The organism is Pseudomonas sp. R1-6 (genome assembly GCF_051132115.1).
Taxonomy (GTDB): Bacteria; Pseudomonadota; Gammaproteobacteria; order Pseudomonadales; family Pseudomonadaceae; genus Aquipseudomonas.
The window spans coordinates 3,978,255-3,998,362 of the sequence record NZ_CP071662.1; the positions used below are offsets into that span (position 1 = coordinate 3,978,255).

At 60.7% G+C, this 20,108-nt stretch carries 22 protein-coding genes; 17 read left to right on the plus strand and 5 right to left on the minus strand.

Annotated features, from left to right (window positions below):
* The first annotated feature begins 66 nt into the window (after positions 1 to 66).
* From alc to J3P81_RS17930, 4 genes are all read left to right on the plus strand, one after another.
* Entirely contained in the window at positions 67 to 1,062 is a 996-nt protein-coding gene (gene alc, locus J3P81_RS17915; RefSeq protein ID WP_420766975.1) for an allantoicase, read from the plus strand.
* Between the two features lie 120 nt (positions 1,063 to 1,182).
* A complete protein-coding gene (locus tag J3P81_RS17920) occupies positions 1,183 to 1,686 on the plus strand; it encodes an ureidoglycolate lyase (RefSeq protein ID WP_025214983.1) in 504 nt (167 codons plus the stop codon).
* A 51-nt stretch (positions 1,687 to 1,737) separates the two neighbouring features.
* Positions 1,738 to 3,033 (plus strand): urate hydroxylase PuuD, encoded by a 1,296-nt coding sequence (locus J3P81_RS17925; RefSeq protein WP_434560119.1) that lies wholly within the window; start codon positions 1,738 to 1,740, stop codon positions 3,031 to 3,033.
* 383 nt (positions 3,034 to 3,416) lie between these two features.
* On the plus strand, positions 3,417 to 4,202 hold the full coding sequence (locus tag J3P81_RS17930) for an outer membrane protein OmpK (RefSeq protein ID WP_434560121.1): 786 nt from the start codon (positions 3,417 to 3,419) through the stop codon (positions 4,200 to 4,202).
* A gap of 105 nt (positions 4,203 to 4,307) precedes the next feature.
* On the opposite strand, the gene J3P81_RS17935 is transcribed toward J3P81_RS17930, so the two are convergent.
* Positions 4,308 to 5,468 (minus strand): patatin-like phospholipase family protein, encoded by a 1,161-nt coding sequence (locus J3P81_RS17935; protein ID WP_434560123.1) that lies wholly within the window; start codon positions 5,466 to 5,468, stop codon positions 4,308 to 4,310.
* A 35-nt stretch (positions 5,469 to 5,503) separates the two neighbouring features.
* The gene (locus J3P81_RS17940; RefSeq protein ID WP_434560125.1) at positions 5,504 to 6,436 is read right to left on the minus strand and encodes a lipid A biosynthesis lauroyl acyltransferase; all 933 of its coding nucleotides are present in this window, start codon (positions 6,434 to 6,436) and stop codon (positions 5,504 to 5,506) included.
* 118 nt (positions 6,437 to 6,554) lie between these two features.
* On the opposite strand from J3P81_RS17940, the gene minC reads away from it, so the two are divergent.
* The 7 genes from minC to J3P81_RS17975 all read left to right on the plus strand — a co-directional run bounded on the left by minC (position 6,555) and on the right by J3P81_RS17975 (position 12,029).
* Positions 6,555 to 7,289 (plus strand): septum site-determining protein MinC, encoded by a 735-nt coding sequence (gene minC / locus J3P81_RS17945; protein ID WP_420766980.1) that lies wholly within the window; start codon positions 6,555 to 6,557, stop codon positions 7,287 to 7,289.
* Positions 7,290 to 7,489: 200 nt separating this feature from the next.
* Positions 7,490 to 8,302 (plus strand): septum site-determining protein MinD, encoded by an 813-nt coding sequence (gene minD, locus J3P81_RS17950; protein ID WP_025214989.1) that lies wholly within the window; start codon positions 7,490 to 7,492, stop codon positions 8,300 to 8,302.
* On the plus strand, positions 8,302 to 8,556 hold the full coding sequence (gene minE / locus J3P81_RS17955) for a cell division topological specificity factor MinE (RefSeq protein WP_039594520.1): 255 nt from the start codon (positions 8,302 to 8,304) through the stop codon (positions 8,554 to 8,556). Before minD ends, minE begins: the two co-directional genes overlap by 1 nt.
* Before the next feature lie 100 nt (positions 8,557 to 8,656).
* Positions 8,657 to 9,292 carry an RluA family pseudouridine synthase gene (locus J3P81_RS17960; RefSeq protein ID WP_420766981.1) on the plus strand — a complete coding sequence of 212 codons (636 nt, stop codon included), beginning with the start codon at positions 8,657 to 8,659 and terminating at the stop codon, positions 9,290 to 9,292.
* 136 nt (positions 9,293 to 9,428) lie between these two features.
* The gene (locus J3P81_RS17965; protein WP_434560127.1) at positions 9,429 to 10,271 is read left to right on the plus strand and encodes a lipopolysaccharide kinase InaA family protein; all 843 of its coding nucleotides are present in this window, start codon (positions 9,429 to 9,431) and stop codon (positions 10,269 to 10,271) included.
* Between the two features lie 81 nt (positions 10,272 to 10,352).
* Positions 10,353 to 11,642, plus strand: a complete 1,290-nt coding sequence (locus tag J3P81_RS17970; RefSeq protein WP_420766983.1) for a M18 family aminopeptidase — start codon at positions 10,353 to 10,355, stop codon at positions 11,640 to 11,642.
* Positions 11,643 to 11,846: 204 nt separating this feature from the next.
* The gene (locus J3P81_RS17975) at positions 11,847 to 12,029 is read left to right on the plus strand and encodes a hypothetical protein (protein ID WP_420766984.1); all 183 of its coding nucleotides are present in this window, start codon (positions 11,847 to 11,849) and stop codon (positions 12,027 to 12,029) included.
* Positions 12,030 to 12,036: 7 nt separating this feature from the next.
* Here J3P81_RS17975 and J3P81_RS17980 read toward each other — a convergent pair whose 3' ends face one another.
* Positions 12,037 to 12,762, minus strand: a complete 726-nt coding sequence (locus tag J3P81_RS17980) for a UTRA domain-containing protein (protein WP_420766985.1) — start codon at positions 12,760 to 12,762, stop codon at positions 12,037 to 12,039.
* 349 nt (positions 12,763 to 13,111) lie between these two features.
* Here J3P81_RS17980 and J3P81_RS17985 point away from each other — a divergent pair, with 349 nt between their 5' ends.
* From J3P81_RS17985 to J3P81_RS18010, 6 genes are all read left to right on the plus strand, one after another.
* Entirely contained in the window at positions 13,112 to 14,179 is a 1,068-nt protein-coding gene (locus tag J3P81_RS17985; RefSeq protein WP_420766986.1) for an ABC transporter substrate-binding protein, read from the plus strand.
* A gap of 180 nt (positions 14,180 to 14,359) precedes the next feature.
* Positions 14,360 to 15,166, plus strand: coding sequence for an alkaline phosphatase family protein (locus J3P81_RS17990; protein ID WP_434560129.1), 807 nt, complete (start codon positions 14,360 to 14,362; stop codon positions 15,164 to 15,166).
* Between the two features lie 5 nt (positions 15,167 to 15,171).
* Complete coding sequence (locus J3P81_RS17995; RefSeq protein ID WP_420766999.1) at positions 15,172 to 16,008, plus strand: ABC transporter permease; 837 nt, start codon at positions 15,172 to 15,174, stop codon at positions 16,006 to 16,008.
* Positions 15,995 to 16,795 carry an ABC transporter permease gene (locus J3P81_RS18000; RefSeq protein ID WP_420766988.1) on the plus strand — a complete coding sequence of 267 codons (801 nt, stop codon included), beginning with the start codon at positions 15,995 to 15,997 and terminating at the stop codon, positions 16,793 to 16,795. Before J3P81_RS17995 ends, J3P81_RS18000 begins: the two co-directional genes overlap by 14 nt.
* Positions 16,792 to 17,781 carry an ABC transporter ATP-binding protein gene (locus J3P81_RS18005; protein ID WP_420766989.1) on the plus strand — a complete coding sequence of 330 codons (990 nt, stop codon included), beginning with the start codon at positions 16,792 to 16,794 and terminating at the stop codon, positions 17,779 to 17,781. Before J3P81_RS18000 ends, J3P81_RS18005 begins: the two co-directional genes overlap by 4 nt.
* Positions 17,782 to 17,828: 47 nt before the next feature.
* Positions 17,829 to 18,482 carry an HAD family hydrolase gene (locus tag J3P81_RS18010; RefSeq protein ID WP_420766990.1) on the plus strand — a complete coding sequence of 218 codons (654 nt, stop codon included), beginning with the start codon at positions 17,829 to 17,831 and terminating at the stop codon, positions 18,480 to 18,482.
* 104 nt (positions 18,483 to 18,586) lie between these two features.
* Here the strand turns inward: J3P81_RS18010 and J3P81_RS18015 are convergent, their stop codons facing one another.
* Complete coding sequence (locus tag J3P81_RS18015; protein WP_434560131.1) at positions 18,587 to 19,381, minus strand: DUF2182 domain-containing protein; 795 nt, start codon at positions 19,379 to 19,381, stop codon at positions 18,587 to 18,589.
* 2 nt (positions 19,382 to 19,383) lie between these two features.
* On the minus strand, positions 19,384 to 20,019 hold the full coding sequence (locus J3P81_RS18020) for a DUF1326 domain-containing protein (protein WP_434560133.1): 636 nt from the start codon (positions 20,017 to 20,019) through the stop codon (positions 19,384 to 19,386).
* Positions 20,020 to 20,108: the final 89 nt, after the last annotated feature.

Genomic DNA, 20,108 nt, shown 5'->3' on the forward strand with positions numbered 1-20,108 from the left:
CGAGCGGCTCCTGAAGACAGGTCCTGCAAGCATCCCCAGCCAACTTATCAAAGGCAGACAAGAAGAATGAAAGCTTACGCCGTACCGTTCGAAAAGTTCGTCAACCTGGCCGACGCCCGCCTGGGCACCAAGATCATCTCGGTCACCGACGACTGGTTCGCCGACGCCAACCGCCTGTTCCAGCCGACCCCGGCCGTGTGGAAGGAGGGCGTGTTCGATGACAACGGCAAGTGGATGGATGGCTGGGAGTCGCGCCGCAAGCGCTTCGAAGGCTACGACAGCGCGGTGATCCGCCTGGGCGTGCCGGGCTCGATCAAGGGCGTGGACATCGACACTTCATTCTTCACCGGCAACTACCCGCCATCGGCTTCCCTGGAAGCCTGCTTCCTGGCCGAAGGCGAGCCGGACGAAAACACCCAATGGACTGAAGTGCTGTCGGCCGTCGAGCTGCAAGGCAACAGTCACCACTACCACGAAATCAGCGACGAGCAAGCCTTCAGCCATCTGCGCTTCAACATTTATCCGGATGGCGGCGTGGCTCGCCTGCGGGTCTATGGTGTTCCGTATCGCGACTGGTCCGCCGTGGGCGACAACGAACAGATTGACCTGGCCGCCGCCCTCAATGGCGGGCGCGCCCTGGCCTGCTCCGACGAGCACTTCGGCCGCATGAGCAACATTCTCAACCCGGGCCGCGGCATCAACATGGGCGATGGCTGGGAAACCGCCCGTCGTCGCACGCCTGGCAATGACTGGGTAATCGTCGCCCTGGGCCATGCCGGTATCGTTGAACAAGTTGTCGTCGACACCCTGCACTTCAAGGGCAATTACCCGGACAGCTGCTCGATCCAGGGCGCGTTCGTCAAAGGTGGCACCGACAGCCAGATCGAAACCCAATCGCTGTTCTGGCGCGAGCTGCTGCCGAGCCAGAAGCTGGAAATGCACGCCGAACACACCTTCGCCGAACAGATCAAGGCGCTGGGGCCAATCACCCATATCCGCCTGAACGTGTTCCCGGATGGTGGCGTGAGTCGCCTGCGGGTGCTTGGCAAGGTCGCTAAATAGCGGTGAAGCCAATCGCGAGCAGGGCTCGCTCCCACAGGGTATGCGGTCAAATGTGGGAGCGAGCCTGCTCGCGATAGCAATAGAACAGACAACAATGAATTCAAGGTAAAGAAGACCAGCATGCGCACTCTCAAGATCGAACCGTTGACCAAAGAAGCCTTCGCCCCGTTCGGTGACGTGATCGAAACCGACGGCAGCGATCACTTCATGATCAACAACGGTTCGACCATGCGCTTTCATCGCCTGGCGACGGTGGAAACCGCCACGCCGGACGACAAGGCGATCATCAGCATCTTCCGCGCCGACGCGCTGGAGATGCCACTGACCGTGCGCATGCTGGAGCGCCATCCGCTGGGCAGCCAGGCCTTCATTCCGCTGCTCGGCAACCCCTTTCTGATCGTGGTCGCGCCACTTGGCGATGCACCTGTATCAGGCTTGGTCCGCGCCTTCGTCACCAACGGCAGGCAGGGCATCAATTACCATCGCGGCGTCTGGCACCACCCGGTGCTGACGATCGAAAAGCGGGATGACTTCCTGGTGGTTGATCGCAGTGGCACAGGCAACAACTGCGATGAGCATTTTTTCAAAGAGGATGAGTTTTTGATCCTCGCCCCCCACCAATAAGAGAAGGTCCGATCACGCGAAAACAAGCGTGACGGGCGAGAGGTAAAGACTGTGGAAGCACATATGCTGGAATGGCTGAACCTGAGCATTCGCTGGGTTCATATGATCACTGGCGTAGCCTGGATCGGCGCGTCGTTCTACTTCGTCTGGCTGGAAAACAACCTCAATCGCGTCAACCCCAAGAGCGGCCTGGCCGGCGACTTGTGGGCCATCCACGGTGGCGGTATCTATCACCTGGAAAAATACAAACTCGCACCACCGGCCATGCCGGACAACCTGCACTGGTTCAAGTGGGAAGCCTACTTCACCTGGATGTCGGGCATCGCGCTGTTGTGCGTGGTGTTCTATTGGAACCCGACCGTCTACCTGCTGGCTCCCGGCAGCAGCCTGAGCGGCCCTGAAGGCGTCGCCCTGGGCCTCGGCTCGTTGTTGGTCGGCTGGTTCATCTATTCCTTTCTCTGCGATTCGGCCCTGGGCAAGCGCCCCGCCCTGCTCGGCCTGATTCTGTTCGTGCTGTTGATCGCCGCGGCATATGGCTTCAGCAAGGTGTTCAGCGGTCGCGGCGCCTACCTGCATGTCGGTGCCGTCATCGGTACGATCATGGTCGGCAACGTGTTCCGCATCATCATGCCGGCCCAGCGTGCGCTGGTGGCGGCTATCGCCGAGAACCGCACCCCCGACCCGGCGCTGCCGGCCAAAGGCTTGTTGCGTTCGCGCCACAACAACTACTTCACCCTGCCGGTGCTGTTCATCATGATCAGCAACCACTTCCCAAGCACCTACGGCAGCCAATACAACTGGCTGATCCTGGCGGGTATCGCAGTGGCGGCGGTGTTGGTGCGGCATTACTTCAACACGCGTCATGACAGCAATCGGTTTGCCTGGACGTTGCCGGTGGGCGCCTTGGCGATGATCTGCCTGGCTTATGTCACCGGTCCCAAGCCGATGCCTGGCGCGCCGGAAGTCGCGAAGGTGCCCGGCGTGATCGAGTATCAGCCACTGCCGGAGACGGCGGTGGGCGGCGGCGCCAAACCCGCAGTACCAGCGCAGGCGCCCGCGCCTGCCCAGGCTTCCAATGCCCAGGGCCCGTCATTCGATAAAGTCCACAGCGTGATCCAGGAACGCTGCTCGGTCTGCCATTCGGCCAAGCCCACCAGCCCGCTGTTCAGCGCGGCGCCGGGCGGGGTGATGTTCGATACGCCACAGCAGATCCAGCAGGAAGCCGCGCGCATCCAGGCCCAGGCCGTGACCACCCAGATCATGCCACTGGGCAATATCACCCAGATGACCCAGCAGGAGCGCGATCTGATTGGCGCCTGGATCACCCAAGGTGCACGGACCAACTAGTCCACCCGAGCAAGCCTCGATCCACAGCAATACCGCTGACGGGCAGACCGGCACACGCCGGTCGCCCGTCAGCGGCCACCTGCGCCTCAACAATAACAACAAGAGGAAAGCACCCCATGCACACGTTCCACACTCACGCCCCGCATCCGTTGCCCATGCGCTGTCGCAACGCACTTGAGCCCCTCCATGCAAGCCCGTATCCTGCGCGGCCGTTCGAATCCGGACGTCTCCAAATAACAATCGGATCCTGACCGACGCCGCTGTTTTCAGCTCTTGTCACAAACAAAAAGCTGACCGAACGGATGTTTATCCGTAGAAAAAGCGCCACACCAGAGCGCTGACGACAAGAAACGCGATACCACTTACCTTTGGGAGCAAACCGAATGAAACGCACGTGCACCAACCTGATCGTTGCGGGATCTTTGTTGGCAGGGGGACAGGCCGTGGCAGGCGACCTGCTCCAATGGCAGAGCAACAGCCTGAGCTACCTGTATGGCAAGGACTTCCAGATCAACCCACGCATCCAGCAGACCGTGACGTTCGAGCACGCCGATGCGTGGAAATACGGCGACAACTTTTTCTTCCTCGACCGGATCTTCTACAACGGCCAGGACGACAGCCAGTCTGGCCCGAATACCTATTACGGCGAGTTCAGCCCACGCTTGTCGTTCGGCAAGATTTTTGACCAGAAGCTCGAACTGGGTCCGATCAAGGACGTGCTGCTGGCGATGACCTATGAGTTTGGCGAAGGCGACAACGAGTCTTACCTGATCGGCCCGGGTTTCGACCTGGCCATTCCCGGTTTCGATTATTTCCAGCTGAATTTCTACAACCGCCAGACCGAAGGCTCGCGTGCCGGCGACAACGTCTGGCAGATCACACCGGCCTGGGCCTACACCGTGCCCGTGGGGTCGTCCGATATCCTGATCGATGGTTTCATCGACTGGGTCGTGGACAACGACACCAACTCAAAGGGCACCTACCACGCCAACCTGCACATCGTCCCGCAGATCAAATATGACTTGGGCAAGGCCTTGAAACTGGGCGCCAAGCAACTGTATGTCGGTGTGGAATACGACTACTGGAAAAACAAATACGCGATCGAAGACAGCGGTAGTTTCAAGACCAACCAGAGCAATACCAGTTTCTTGCTGAAGTACCATTTCTGATCGACCAAGGCTCGCTGCCACAGTGATTCCCGGAGCGGACACCCGCTCAGCATCCACAGGGAATTCCTTGTGGGAGCGAGCCTGCTCGCGATGGCGTCAGACCCGCTACCCCTGAGCCAAGCCCAGGAACCGGCTCAACGCCTCACGCTGCGCCAACGCATCCTGGCGCCCCAGCTCGATCAACTCGCCGCAGTACCCCGCCTCGAACAGCAGATAGCTCAACACCCCAGCCCCGCTGGTCTTGGTCGCGCCCGGCCCGCGCAGGAACACCCGCAACGCACGGGGCAGTTCCTGGCGATGACGGGCGGCGATCTCGTCGATCGGTTGGCTTGGCGAAATCACCAACACCTCCACCGGTGCCGCACCGAGGGTATGGGCAGGCACGCCCTCGGGCAGGAGGTGACTGAACTGGTTGAGGCGCCCAAGCAACTCGATGTCGCTTTCCAGGCTGTCGATGAACGTGCTGTTGAGCATGTGTCCGCCGATCTGCGCCAGGGTGGGTTGCTGGCCGGTGTAGCTGCGCTCCTGGGGCGTTTGCCCACCCGCGCCGCGGGGGTTGCCACTGACGCCGATGACCAACACACGATTGGCCCCCAGGTGCAGGGCTGGACTGATCGGCGCCGATTGGCGCACCGCGCCGTCGCCGAAGTACTGGGGGCCGATCTTGACCGGTGCGAACAGCAAGGGGATCGCGGAACTGGCCAGCAGATGCTCCACCGACAACTGCGTCGGGACACCGATGCGCCGGTGCCGCAACCAGGCATCTATAGTGCCGCGACCTTGATAGAACGTCACCGCCTGTCCGGACTCGTAGCCGAACGCGGTCACCGCCACCGCTCGCAGCTGGTGCTCGGCGATCGCCTGCTCGATACCCGACGCATGGAATTGTGCCCGGAGCAATTCGCGCAACGGTGAACTGTCGACCAGCGCCACCGGCAACTTGGCCCCCAGGCCCAACAGGCTGTGCGTGATGAAACGCGTCGCCTGGACGAGCACGCCACGCCAATCGCTGCGCATCACCTGGTGGCTGCGCACCGCTTGCCAGAACGCCGTCAGCCGCTCGATGGCGCTTTTGAAATCCATCGCACCGCTTGCCAGGCTGACCGCGTTGATCGCGCCAGCCGACGTGCCGACGATCACCGGGAACGGGTTGTCTGCGCCGTCTGGCAATAACTCGGCGATGGCCGCCAATACGCCCACCTGATATGCCGCTCGAGCCCCGCCGCCGGAAAGAATCAAACCTGTTACCGGTTCAGCTGGGGTCATCGCGTTGCTCCGTGCTCAGTCAATTAGGCTACATTTCAACCGCGTTTTTCGTACAACTTCGGCTCACCCGGCGGACGGGTCTTGAAGCGCCGATGGGCCCAGAGATATTGCCCGGGGCATTGGCTGACCGATTTTTCTACCCACTGGTTGATGCGAGTGCAATCGGCTTCCTCGGTCTCCCCCGGAAAATCCTCCAGCGGCGCCTGGATCACCAGACGATAGCCGCTGCCATCAGCCAGACGCTCCTGGACGAACGGCACGACCAGTGCCTTGCCCAAGCGCGCAAATTTGCTGGTGGCGGTGACCGTCGCCGCCTGGATGCCGAACAATGGCACGAATACACTTTGCTTGGCGCCGTAGTCCTGGTCCGGTGCATACCATATCGCCCGGCCCGCGCGCAGCAACTTGAGCATGCCGCGCACATCATCGCGTTCCACCGCGAGGGAATCGAGGTTGTGCCGTTCGCGACCGCGGCGCTGGATATAGTCGAACAACGGGTTCTTGTGCTCGCGGTACATGCCATCGATGGTGTGCTGTTGGCCCAACAACGCCGCGCCGATTTCCAGCGTGGTGAAATGCAGCGCCATCAGGATCACACCCCGGCCCTCGCGCTGGGCCTGCTTGAGATGCTCCAACCCTTCGACATGGGCCAGCTTCGCCAGGCGCGAACGCGACCACCACCAGCTCATGGCCATTTCGAAGAACGCGATGCCGGTGGAGGCGAAGTTTTCCTTGAGCAAGCGCTTGCGCTCAGCGGCGGACTTCTCGGGAAAACACAGTTCCAGGTTGCGACTGGCGATGCGCCGCCGGTCGCCGGCCACCCGGTACATCAGCGCGCCCAGCGCCCGGCCGATCCGCAGCAGCAACGGATACGGCAACTGAACGATCAGCCACAACAGCCCCAGGCCGCACCACAGCAGCCAGAAACGCGGATGAAAAAATGCAGCTCGAAGACGCGGGCGATCCATTACAGCTTCCACAAAGACTTGGGCCGCGCATTCTACATTGTTCGACCCGGGTTGCGGCTGACGGGCGATCTCGTTATAAGTCTCGGCACTTTTAGTGACAAGTCGTTGTACGCCGACCATGAGCCAAACCGAACCGCTAGACCAAGATCCCGTGTTCCAGCTGAAGGGCAGCATGCTCGCCATTACGGTGCTGGAACTGGCCCGTAACGACCTGGAAGGTCTTGACCGGCAGTTGGCGGCGAAAGTCGCCCAGGCCCCGAATTTTTTCAGCAATGCCCCCCTGGTACTGGCACTGGACAAGCTGCCTGCCGGCGAAGGTTCAGTGGACTTGCCTGGCCTGATGCGCGTCTGCCGCCAACACGGCCTGCGCACGCTGGCGATCCGCGCCAGCCGCATCGAAGACATCGCCGCCGCCATCGCCATTGACATCCCGGTGCTACCGCCTTCCGGTGCTCGTGAGCGGGTGCTGGAACTGAGCCCGGCCGAACCGAAGAAACCCGAGAAACCAGCAGAGCCCACCGTCAAGCCAACCCGTGTGATCACCACGCCGGTACGCGGCGGACAGCAGATTTATGCCCAGGGTGGCGATCTGGTCGTCGTGTCCTCGGTCAGTCCGGGCGCGGAACTTCTGGCCGATGGCAACATCCATGTATACGGCCCGATGCGCGGCCGTGCGCTGGCCGGTGTCAAGGGCGACACCAAGGCAAGGATCTTCTGTCAGCAGTTGAGCGCCGAACTGGTCTCCATCGCCGGGCATTACAAGGTTTCCGAGGATTTGCGTCGCGACCCGTTGTGGGGGGCTGGCGTCCAGGTCAGCCTGTCGGGCGACGTGTTGAACATCATTCGGCTTTAACGGATACTGCCGCATTTTCCAAGCATCTCTAAAACGTAGCGAAAACAGCTTAACGACGTAGGAAAAAGGATCAGGCAGTGTTTACCAGAAGTAGACCCGGCCCAATGTCCTATTCCAGCCAAGCCTGTGCAGTTGCAGCAGTTTTCCAGAGATGTTTTTCAGGGGCTGACAAAGTCCTTTTTCCTTAGGGGTGAAACACCTTGGCCAAGATTCTCGTGGTTACATCCGGCAAGGGTGGTGTGGGTAAGACCACCACCAGCGCCGCTATCGGTACCGGCCTCGCCTTGCGCGGCCACAAAACAGTCATCGTCGACTTCGACGTCGGCCTGCGTAACCTCGACCTGATCATGGGTTGCGAGCGTCGCGTGGTCTATGACTTCGTCAACGTGGTCAATGGCGAAGCGAACCTGCAACAAGCCCTGATCAAGGACAAGCGCCTTGAGAACCTGTACGTGCTGGCCGCGAGCCAGACCCGCGACAAAGACGCGCTGACCCAGGAAGGCGTGGAAAAGGTGCTGATGCAGCTCAAGGAAGACTTCGAATTCGTGGTCTGCGACTCCCCGGCCGGTATCGAAAAAGGTGCCCACCTGGCCATGTACTTCGCTGACGAAGCGATCGTCGTGACCAACCCGGAAGTGTCGTCGGTGCGTGACTCCGACCGCATGCTGGGCCTTCTGGCGAGCAAGTCCCGTCGCGCCGAGCAGGGCGAAGAGCCGATCAAGGAACACTTGCTTCTGACCCGCTACAACCCTCAGCGCGTCAGCGACGGCGAAATGCTCGGCGTCGAGGACGTCAAGGAAATCCTGGCGGTCACCCTGCTGGGCGTGATTCCAGAATCCCAAGCGGTACTCAAGGCCTCGAACTCCGGCGTGCCGGTCATTCTTGACGACCAGAGCGACGCTGGCCAGGCGTACAGCGATGCAGTCGATCGTCTACTGGGCAAAACCGTCGAACATCGATTCCTCGACGTCACGAAGAAAGGTTTCTTCGAGCGCCTGTTTGGAGGTAGGTAATGAACCTTTTTGACTTCTTTCGTGCCAACAAAAAGCCAAGTACCGCCTCGGTCGCGAAAGAGCGTCTACAGATCATCGTGGCGCACGAACGCGGCCAACGCAGCACCCCTGACTACCTGCCGGCCTTGCAGAAGGAACTGGTGGAAGTGATCCGCAAATACGTCAACATCGGCAACGATGACGTGCATGTGGCGCTCGAAAGCCAGGGCAGCTGCTCGATTCTGGAACTCAATATCACCCTGCCGGATCGCTGATCGACCCTGCGGGGAGCCACGGCGGCTCGGGCCCTCTCCTCTCCCCCTGGGACTGGAGAAGGGCCCGAGCCGCCGTTGCCGTTTGTTACGAGACTGTTTAATGCCCCTGTCCAACATCCGCATCCTCCACCAGGACGCCGCCGTACTTGTGGTCGACAAGCCGACCCTGCTCCTGTCCGTGCCTGGCCGGGCGGACGACAATAAAGATTGCCTGATCACTCGCCTGCAGGAAAACGGCTATCCGGAAGCGCGAATCGTGCACCGGCTCGACTGGGAAACCTCCGGCATCATCCTGCTGGCCCGCGATCCGGATACCCATCGCGAACTGTCCCGCCAGTTTCATGACCGCGAAACCGAAAAAGCCTACACCGCGTTGTGCTGGGGCCAGCCCGAGCTGGACAGTGGCAGCATCGATCTGCCCTTGCGCTACGACCCACCGACCAAGCCCCGTCACGTCGTGGACCATGAGCACGGCAAGCATGCCCTGACGTTCTGGCGTGTACTCGAACGTTGCGGCGACTGGTGTCGGGTCGAACTGACGCCCATCACCGGACGCTCACATCAGTTGCGCGTGCACATGCTGTCCATCGGTCATCCATTGCTGGGCGACGGACTCTATGCCCATCCGCAGGCATTGGCGGCCTGGCCGCGCCTGTGCCTGCACGCCAGCATGCTCAGCTTTACCCATCCGCAAAGCGGCGAGCGCTTGCGCTTCGAGTGCCCGGCACCGTTCTGAACAAGGGATCAAACGAAGTCGAGCCTTCTGGCGATACGCGCCAGAGGCCTCGACCGGGACACCGCGTGTAGGAAAAGTCTTCACATTCAATGGAATATGCTTAAGATGGTGGCATTTAGCCAAGGCCAGGACGCCCGTGCCAGATTCTCCACCGCTTCAGCAAGACTACCGTTATACCTTCCGCTTCTTGAATACGGATTTACATCTACGGGACGAACCTTGTCATCGCACCGAGCAAGCGCTGCGCCAGCTCATCATCAATCGCCGCAAGCGCGCGGTGACCAGGGCGACGGCAATCATTGCGGGCAGCAAACAGGCTTTGTTTGCCAAGGTCCAGCGCCTGGGCAGTTGGCGAAGCAAAGTACGCGTCACATTGGGCACCCCCCAGCGCAACGGGCGCTTTGACTGGCCACTGGAAGAGCTGCAGAACACGCTGCTGGCCCAGCATCGCGGCGTCCGGATGCCGACGCTCCAGGGGTTTGGCTACACCAGGAGTGGATTAGGCCTGGCCCAGGATTACTTCCTGATCACCGAGTTGCTGGAGGATTACACCGACGGCGCAAAATGGCTGGCGGAACATCCCGGACAGATTGAAACATTCACCCACAAAGCCTTAGAACTGCTGGATTCCCTGACAAGCAGGAACATAAGCCACATGGATTTCTGGGCTGGCAATCTCATGCACCCGGCTGATCCACAACGTCCGCTGATGGCGATCGATTTCGAGAACTGTTTTTCCCGGCCGACGCCGTTTCACAGCGAAACACTCGGCTTCCAGCTCGGGTTCCTGTACCACCGTGAAATCTACCGGTACATCACCGAAGCACGGTACGACAGCCTGGTCGAGGAATACCTCGATCGCAAGCCAACGGTCTCGATGGAAAACTTCAACAACGTGTATCAGGTCAGCAAGCACTGCCACCTGGGCCGCAAGGAGCGCCGAGAAGTGTTCCTGCAAGGCCGGCTCCTGCTTGACTGAGCCATTCGGGGCGCGGCATTGGCCCTGCTATGTCGCTGCCCGATGGGGTAAACTTGCGCCCATTGCTGTCTGGAGTTATTTATGCGCGCAGAGTTGAACCAGGGCCTGATCGACTTCCTCAAGGCCTCCCCCACCCCGTTCCATGCTACCGCCAGCCTTGCCCAGCGCCTGGAGGCGGCGGGTTACCAGCGTCTCGATGAGCGCGAGACCTGGGCCACCGAGGCCAACGGTCGCTATTACGTCACGCGCAACGATTCCTCGATCATCGCTTTCAAACTGGGCCGCAACTCTGCGCTACACGACGGCATCCGCCTGGTCGGCGCCCACACCGACAGCCCTTGCTTGCGGGTCAAGCCCCAGCCGGAACTGCAACGTCAGGGGTTCTGGCAACTGGGCGTGGAAGTGTACGGCGGCGCACTGCTGGCGCCGTGGTTCGACCGCGACTTGTCGCTGGCCGGCCGCGTGACCTTCCGCCGTGACGGCAAGGTCGAGAGTCAGCTGATCGATTTCAAGGCGCCGATCGCCACGATTCCAAACCTGGCCATTCATCTCAACCGTGAAGCCAACCAAGGCTGGGCGATCAATCCGCAGAACGAGCTGCCGCCGATCCTCGCCCAGTTTGCTGGCGACGAACGCGTCGACTTCCGCGCCGTGCTCACTGACCAGTTGGCCCGGGAACACGGCTTGAACGCCGACGTGGTGCTCGATTACGAGCTGAGCTTCTATGACACCCAAAGCGCAGCGGTCATCGGTTTGCATGGTGATTTCATCACCGGCGCGCGACTGGACAACCTGCTCTCCTGCTATGCCGGCCTGCAAGCCTTGCTGACCGCCGACACCGAAGAAACCTGCGTGCTGGTGTGCAACGACCACGAAGAGGTCGGTTCTACTTCAGCGTGTGGCGCGGACGGCCCGATGCTCGAACAGACCCTGCGCCGTCTGCTGCCCGACGGTGAAGATTTCGTACGCACCATTCAGAAATCCCTGCTGGTCTCCGCAGACAACGCCCACGGCGTACACCCCAACTATGCCGACAAGCACGACGCCAATCATGGCCCCAAGCTCAACGCCGGCCCGGTGATCAAGGTCAACACCAACCAGCGCTACGCCACCAACAGCGAAACCGCCGGCTTCTTCCGCCACCTGTGCATGGCCGAAGAAGTACCGGTGCAGAGTTTCGTGGTGCGCAGCGACATGGGTTGCGGCTCGACCATCGGCCCGATCACCGCCAGTCAACTGGGTGTGCGCACCGTGGACATTGGCCTGCCGACCTTTGCCATGCATTCGATCCGCGAACTGTGCGGTAGCCAAGACCTGGCGCACCTGGTGAAAGTGCTGAGCGCGTTCTACGCTTCTCGCGAGTTGCCATAAAACCTTCTGGCGAGGGAGCTTGTTCCCGCTGGGTGGCGCAGCCACCCCAAACCGGTTTTGCCAGTGCTGCGCACTGGAGCGGGAGCAAGCTCCCTCGCCACAAGGGTATCCAGCGAAAGGTTTGGATAACTCATGACACACCTCACCACACCCCAAGCAAACCCGAACTAGACTGACCTTATCCCTCCCGACAAGGCCGTCGCAATGATCTCCATGTCCTCGTTCAACGCCATGCTCGTGCCCATCATCGCCGGCATGATCCTGCTGGCCATTGGCTTCAACTTCCGAGACAAAAATGTCGGGGTGTTCGCCATGTGGATCGGCATGTTGCTGATCCTTATCACAGTGCTGTTCAGGATTATGGCGAAGCTCAACGAGTCCTCCTGAATACGCCTCAGGCGGGTTGTTCCGGCACGTCCACGCCAACGTGGATCGCGTCGTGCCGCCAGAATTCCAAGTCACAATCGATCAGCCGTTGGTGCTGGTCATAGTTGACCCGAGCAATCCGCAGCCCGGGGCTGCCGACCGACACTTTCAGCGCTGCCGCGGCCTCGGGTTGCAACGAGGTAGGCACGATGTCGAATTTCACCCGGCCGTAATGCAAGTCGTAATGGCGGGCGTACAGCTCGGTCATGGACTGGTTGAGATCGAACGCGAGAATGTCCGGAAAGTACGACGGGTTCAGATAATGCTCCACATAAAGCACCAGTCTTTCATCGATACGCCGGGTGCGACAGATCTGGATGACGCTGGACAGCGCCGGCAGTTGAAGCCAGGCGCAGATTGCCGCCGAGGCGGGTTGCAAGCGGGCCGATATGACTTCGGTGCGCGGCACCCGGCCTTGAGCGGCAACCATCGCGTGGAAATGGCTGCGCTGCATCAGGTTGTAGGCCAGCCGCGGTGGCGAAACGAACCAGCCCCGACGTTCCTCGCGGTAAATCTGCCCTTGGGCTTCCAACTGCAACAATGCCTCGCGCACGGTAATCCGAGTGGTGCCGAACAATTCGCTGAGTTTGCGCTCGGCTGGCAATTTGTTGCCGGCCGCCAGCAAGCCGTGGTCGATCTGCTCTTGCAGAACTTGTCCGATGGATGTCACCGCTTTGGTTGCCTCAACGCGCATCAACGTTACCTATCTGGACTAGACCAGCACTGTTTCGGGGCGGGATCTTTGCCGCTTCGATCCGTATCGCATGCCTGCAAGCCTAGGCGCTGAGCATGACTGAGAGATGACACAACCGCTGAACGGTCTATTTGCTGGCTTGCAATTAAACGGCCAAGTCCTTGCAGATCAGTTGTTTACTCATGGTCTACGCTTATGACGCAGCGACCCTCCGTGAGCCCGACGATTGCTGGCGCGCTTGCAGTCGACATCAAAATGTCATGGGAGACGCCTACATTGGCTCAGGTATTGCTGACCTAGACCAACACAACCGCAATCGCAGCGTTGAAAACGCCCATAGGAGCTTCGGATGAAACAGCTTTTCCTGGCATCACTGTTAGGCTCGACCATTGCCATGTGCACCGCCGCCATGGCCGCTGATACCGATCTGAAAACACTGGAAGCCGCTGCGAAAGCGGAAGGCGCCGTAAACAGCGTCGGCATGCCCGATGACTGGGCGAACTGGAAAGGCACCTGGGACGACCTGGCCAAGCTCTATGGCTTGAAGCACATCGACACCGACATGAGCTCCGCCCAGGAAATCGCCAAATTCGCGGCCGAGAAAGACAACGCTAGCGCCGACATCGGCGACGTCGGTGCCGCTTTCGGCCCGATTGCGGTCAAGCAGGGCGTGGTCCAGCCCTACAAGCCAAGCACCTGGGAGCAAGTGCCGGACTGGGCCAAGGATAAGGACGGCAACTGGGCCCTGGCCTACACCGGCACCATTGCCTTCATCGTCAACAAGAAGCTGCTGCATGGCTCCGACGTCCCGACCAAATGGGCCGACCTGAAAACCGGTAAATACAAAGTCTCGATTGGTGACGTGAGCACCGCTGCCCAGGCGGCGAACGGTGTGCTGGCCGCGGCCCTGGCAAACGGTGGCGACGAGAAGAACATCAAGCCCGCGCTGTTGATGTTCGCCGAGATTGCCAAGCAAGGGCGCCTGTCCATGGCCAACCCGACCATCGCCACGATGGAAAAAGGTGAAGTCGAAGTCGGCGTGGTCTGGGATTTCAACGGCCTGAGCTACAAGGCCAAGATGGCCAACCCGGATGACTACGTCGTGTTGATCCCGTCCGACGGCTCGGTGATCTCCGGCTACACCACCATCATCAACAAATACGCCAAGCACCCGAACGCCGCCAAGCTGACCCGCGAATACATCTTCAGCGACGCCGGCCAGATCAACCTCGCCAAGGGCAACGCCCGCCCGATTCGCGCCGAGCACCTGAAACTGCCGGAAGAGGTCCAGGCAAAGCTGCTGCCGAACGAGCAGTACAAAGGCGTGACCCCGATCAAGGATGCGGATGCGTGGGAGAAGACCTCCAAGGCACTGCCGCAGCAGTGGAACGAAGAAGTCATCGTCGAGATGAAGTGAGGCGCTAGCGTCCACTCCCGGATCACCGCTGATCCATTGTGGGAGCGAGCTTGCTCGCGATGAGGGAGTGTCAGTCGACATGAATATTGGCTGACACACCGCAATCGCGAGCAGGCTCGCTCCCACATTGGACGCTTGGTGAACCCGGTTTTTTGGTTCTTGCCCGGAGTCCCGGTCCCCATGAAGCACAACGTCATCCTGGTGGTGCTCGACGGTCTCAACTACGAGGTCGCCCGGCATGCCATGGGACATTTGCAGGCGTATGTCGGCGCAGGACGCGCGGCGCTCTACAAACTGGAATGTGAATTGCCCGCACTGTCCCGCCCGCTCTATGAATGCATACTCACCGGCGTCGTGCCTATCGACAGCGGGATCGTGCACAACAACGTCTCGCGCCTGTCGAACCAGCGCAGCATTTTCCATTACGCCACCGAGGCCGGCCTGAGCACGGCGGCCGCTGCCTACCATTGGGTCAGCGAGCTCTATAACGTTTCGCCCTTCGTTGCCGGTCGCGACCGCCATACGCATAACCCCGACCTGCCGATCCAATACGGCCATTTCTACTGGAACGACCACTACCCCGATTCCCACCTGTTCGCTGATGCCGAACACCTGCGGCAGCGCTACTTGCCGAATTTTCTGTTGGTGCATCCGATGAACATCGACGACGCCGGCCACAAGCACGGCCTCGACACTGCGCAATACCGCAACAGTGCCCGCTCGGCCGACATCAACCTGGCCGTCTACCTGCAAGCCTGGCTCGACGCCGGTTACCAAGTGCTGGTGACGTCCGACCATGGCATGAACAACGATCGCTCCCACAACGGGCTGCTGGCGGAAGAACGGGAAGTGCCGCTGTTTGTCCTCGGGGATGGTTTCAGCCTGAACGCCGACGCGGCTCCCCTGCAAACCGAACTGTGCGGCACGATTTGCCAATTGCTTGGCATCGCCCACGACAAACCCTTTTGCCAGGAGTTGCTCAAGTGAACGCCATGACGCGCGGCAAATGGCTGGCAGCGTTGTGCCTGGTGCCCTTCGCGATATTCTTCATCGTCTTCCAGATCGCCCCGCTGCTCTGGGTGCTGGTCAACAGCCTGGAATCGGAAGAGTTCGGCTGGGGCCTGGCCAACTTCAGCAAGATCTTCAGTTCGAAGTTTTATCGGCAAGCGATCCAGCACAGCCTGGAAATCAGCTTCTGGTCCAGCGTGTTCGGCATCGTTATCGCCGTGCTCGGCAGCTACTCCCTGCGTCGGGTGGATTCGCGGCTGCGCAACTTCGTCAACGCATTCGCCAACATGACCAGCAACTTCGCCGGCGTGCCCCTGGCATTCGCCTTCATCATCTTGCTGGGGTTCAACGGCAGTATCACGATCATGCTCAAGCAGGCGGGCATCATCGAGGATTTCAACCTGTACTCGAAAACCGGGTTGATCATTCTCTATACCTATTTCCAGATTCCCCTGGGCGTACTGCTGCTTTACCCGGCGTTCGACGCGCTGCGTGAAGACTGGCGTGAGTCCGCCGCCCTGTTGGGCGCCAGCGGCTGGCAGTTCTGGCGGCACATCGGCTTGCCGGTGCTGACCCCGGCGCTGCTGGGCACGTTCGTGATCCTGCTGGCGAACGCTCTCGGCGCCTACGCGACGGTCTATGCATTGACCACCGGCAACTTCAACGTCCTGCCGATTCGCATCGCCGCCATGGTCTCCGGCGACATTTCCCTCGACCCGAACATGGCCAGTGCATTGGCCGTGGTGCTGGTGGCGCTGATGACTCTGGTAACCATCGTCCATCAATTGCTGCTCAAGAGGAGCTACCATGTCTCGCGCTGAATCGGGCTCCGTCGGGCTCTATCATCGAGCGGTGGTGTACCTGCTGTTCGCCATTCTGTTGCTGCCCCTGGTCGGGACACTGGTCTACTCCATCGCTAGCAGCTGGTCGGCCACCGTGTTACCCAGCGGCTTTACCTTCAAATGGTACGTGCAGTTGTGGAGCGATCCGCGCTTTCTCCATGCTTTCGGCCAATCGCTAGTCGTCTGTGTGGGGGCGCTGGTGCTCTCGGTGGTGCTGATCCTGCCGCTGCTGTTCGTGGTGCATTACCACTTTCCCAAGCTCGATGCGCTGATGAACATCCTCATCCTGCTCCCCTTCGCGGTGCCGCCGGTGGTGTCGTCGGTGGGGCTGTTGCAACTCTATGGTTCCGGGCCTCTGGCGATGGTTGGCACGCCGTGGATCCTGATCGGCTGCTATTTCACCGTCGCCCTGCCGTTCATGTACCGAGCGATCACCAACAACCTGCAAGCCATCAACCTGCGTGACCTGATGGACGCTGCCCAACTGCTCGGCGCCAGTACTTTCCAGGCCGCCCTGCTGGTGGTGCTGCCGAACCTGCGCAAGGGCCTGATGGTGGCGCTGTTGCTGTCCTTCTCGTTCCTGTTCGGCGAGTTCGTGTTCGCCAACATCCTCGTCGGCACCCGCTATGAAACCCTGCAGGTGTACCTGAACAACATGCGCAACAGCAGCGGCCACTTCACCAGTGCGCTGGTGATTTCCTACTTTTTCTTCGTACTGGTCCTGACCTGGGCGGCCAACATCTTGAACAAGGACAAAAGCCAATGAGCTACGTCAGCGTCCAACACTTGCAAAAAAGCTACGCCGGCACGCCGGTGTTCAGCGACATCAACTGCGAAATCCAGAAGGGCGAATTCGTCACCCTTCTCGGCCCCTCGGGCTGCGGCAAGTCCACTTTGTTGCGCTGCATTGCCGGCCTGACGGCGGTGGATGACGGCAAGATCTTGCTGGACGGCCAGGACATCGTCCCGTTGAGCCCGCAGAAGCGTGGGATCGGCATGGTCTTCCAGAGCTACGCCTTGTTCCCGAACATGACCGTGGAACAGAACGTCGCCTTCGGCCTGCGCATGCAAAAGGTTGATGCCTCGGACAGCCGTCAGCGTGTACTGGAGATCCTGCGTCTGGTGGAGTTGCATGATTTTGCAGCGCGCTATCCCCACCAGCTTTCAGGAGGCCAATGCCAGCGTGTCGCCCTTGCCCGCTCCCTGGTGACCCGGCCGCGCCTGTTGCTGCTGGACGAACCCCTCTCGGCCCTCGACGCACGGATTCGCAAACACCTGCGTGAACAGATCCGACAGATCCAGCGCGAACTGGGCTTGACCACGATCTTCGTCACACACGATCAGGAAGAAGCCCTGACCATGTCTGACCGGATTTTCCTGATGAACCAGGGAAAGATCGTACAGAGCGGCGATGCAGAGACCCTTTACACTGCGCCAGTCGATGTCTTTGCCGCCGGCTTCATCGGCAACTACAACCTGCTGGACGCCGACAGCGCCACGAAGCTGCTGCAACGCCCAGTGAACGGTCGCATCGCCATTCGCCCGGAAGCCATCGAACTGAGTCGCAATGGAGAGCCCGATGCACTGATCCGCAGCCACAGCCTGCTGGGCAATGTCATCCGCTACCGGGTCGAGGCCCGTGGCGTGGAGCTGGTGGTCGATGTGCTCAACCGTTCGGCCGCCGACCTGCATCCTGACGGTGCGCGGTTGGCACTTTCCATCGATCCGTCGGCGCTGTGTGAGGTAGCCTGACGGCCTTGTTGATTTTTGAAGCTGATCTTGAGAAGGAAAACGCGCTGATGGCCCTGGCAATTTTTGATCTGGACGAAACCCTGATCCACGGCGACTGCGCCACCCTCTGGAGCGAACAGATGGGGCGCCTGGGTTGGGTCGATCCCGAGTCGTTCATGCGTCGCAACAACGAGCTGATGGATGCCTACAGCCACGGTAAATTGCGCATGGAAGAGTACATGGACTTCAGCCTGGAACCGATGATCGGCCGCACGCCCGAAGAGATCGAGCACCTGGTGACACCGTGGGTGGAAGATTTCATCGAGCCGATCATCTTCAGCGACGCCACCAAGGCCATCGCCGAACACCGCAAGGCCGGCGACCGGATCCTGGTGATCTCGGCTTCGGGCACGCACCTGGTCAAGCCGATTGCCGACCGCCTGGGCATCGATGAGATCCTGGCGATCGACCTCGAAGTGGCCCATGGGGTGTACAGCGGCAAGACCGTGGGCACCCTGACCTACCGCGAGGGCAAGATTTCCCGCTTGCTGGATTGGTTGGATGCCGAGGAAGAGAACCTCGAAGGCGCCAGTTTTTACTCCGATTCGCGCAATGACCTGCCGTTGCTGCTGCGGGTGGATTATCCGCATGTGGTGAATCCGGACCCGGTATTGAAAGCTCACGCTGAGTTGGCTGGCTGGCCAATCCATACCTGGAAGTAACCCCTCTTACTTGTGGGGGCGAGCTTGCTCGCGAAGATGGCGGCACAGCCAGCATCTGTACCAGCTGACACACCGCCATCGCGAGCAAGATCGCTCCCACGGGTTCAGCCCTGGCCCAGCAGCAGCCACAGGCCCCAGCCGAGCAACAACAGACCGCAGATGCGACTGAGCCAGAGTCCTTGGGGCAGGTTTTTCTCCAGCAGGATGAAGGCACCGATCATTGCCACCCAGAACAGGTTCATCACGCCAACGACGAACAGCAGGCCCATCAGCGCCCAGCAGCAGCCCAGGCAGTACGCCCCGTGGGCCAGGCCCATGCGCCAGCCGCCGAGCACGTTGGGGCGCCAGTAGCTGAGAAGAAAATGCAACGGCCCGCGACAATGCTCAAGGCAGGCCGCCTTGCCGGGCAGCCACTGGTAGACGCCCGCGACCAGCAGCAGGCCAGCCGCCAGCGAGGTGCTGCTGCTGCGCATCGCCGGACTGAGCAAGGCCAATTGTTCGAGCGCCCACTGCAACGCCGTGGCGCCCAGGGCGAAACCGACCCAGACCAGAACATACGCGCTACAGAACAGCAGCAGGGCGAAGTGTCGTTGCGGCGACGGGATGCGCTTGCGCAGCATCTGCTGGTAGATCAGCAGCATGGGCAACGCGCTGGGCAGCATCATGCCGAGCATCATCACCACCCACATCGTGAACATCACCAGAGCATCGGCCAGGCTCCAGGGCATGACCATGCCTGCCATGGCCACATCCGCCATCGCGCCCGGCGCGCCCATGTCGCGGGACATGCGCAGCAGCATCAGCCAGGCCAGGGCGATCAGCACAAGCAGGCAGAACAGGAACAGCAGCTGCTCGCCGGACAGTCGCTTACCGGGCGTTACGGCTTGGGGTTCTGCCATCGCTACGGCTCTATGCCGTGGCCGGTGAAATGCACATGGGCGAGGTGGCTATGGCTGCCTCGGGATTGCAGCTTGAGGGCTGAATGCGTCTGGTAGCTGCCGCTGGCGACTTCAGCTTCATGGAACTCGAAGCCGTCGGGCAGGGACAGGCGGACGCGATGGGGGGAGCCGTCGATCGGGCTGCGGATCGGCTCGCCGCTGGCCTGGAGCACGCCTGGAATGTCCAGGTGCGCCAAGCGCTGATCGACATCGATGGACAGGGTGATGGGCACGAACTGCGGTTCGAACGCTTCAGTCATGGTGCTGCTGAACACTTGGAACACGTTGGCCCCGGGGTCACTCTCCAGGCCAGAGAGGATGGTCAACAGGGCCTGGCGTTGCGCCTCATCGGCGCGTTCATCGATGAACACCTGGCAACTACCGTTGCCCTCATGGATAGCGCCTGGCCAAGCGAAGGTGGCGGCCCAGCACAAGCCGTCCAGCGTGACTTGATTGAAATCCCCGCGCTCCACTCGCATCGATGCCACTGCCTGGCAGTGGCCATGGGTCGGTGGCGCATTGAACTGACAAGGGCAGCCCCAGTTGCAGTTGCAGGCTATGAACTCGACGCCCTGCATGCGCCATTCGGCGATGGCCATGATCACCCTCTTCACCTGCTGGTGAAATGAAAGCCGCGGTTACCCCATCCCCTCATTGACTAACGCTAGCAGGGCGCGGGCATCGGATA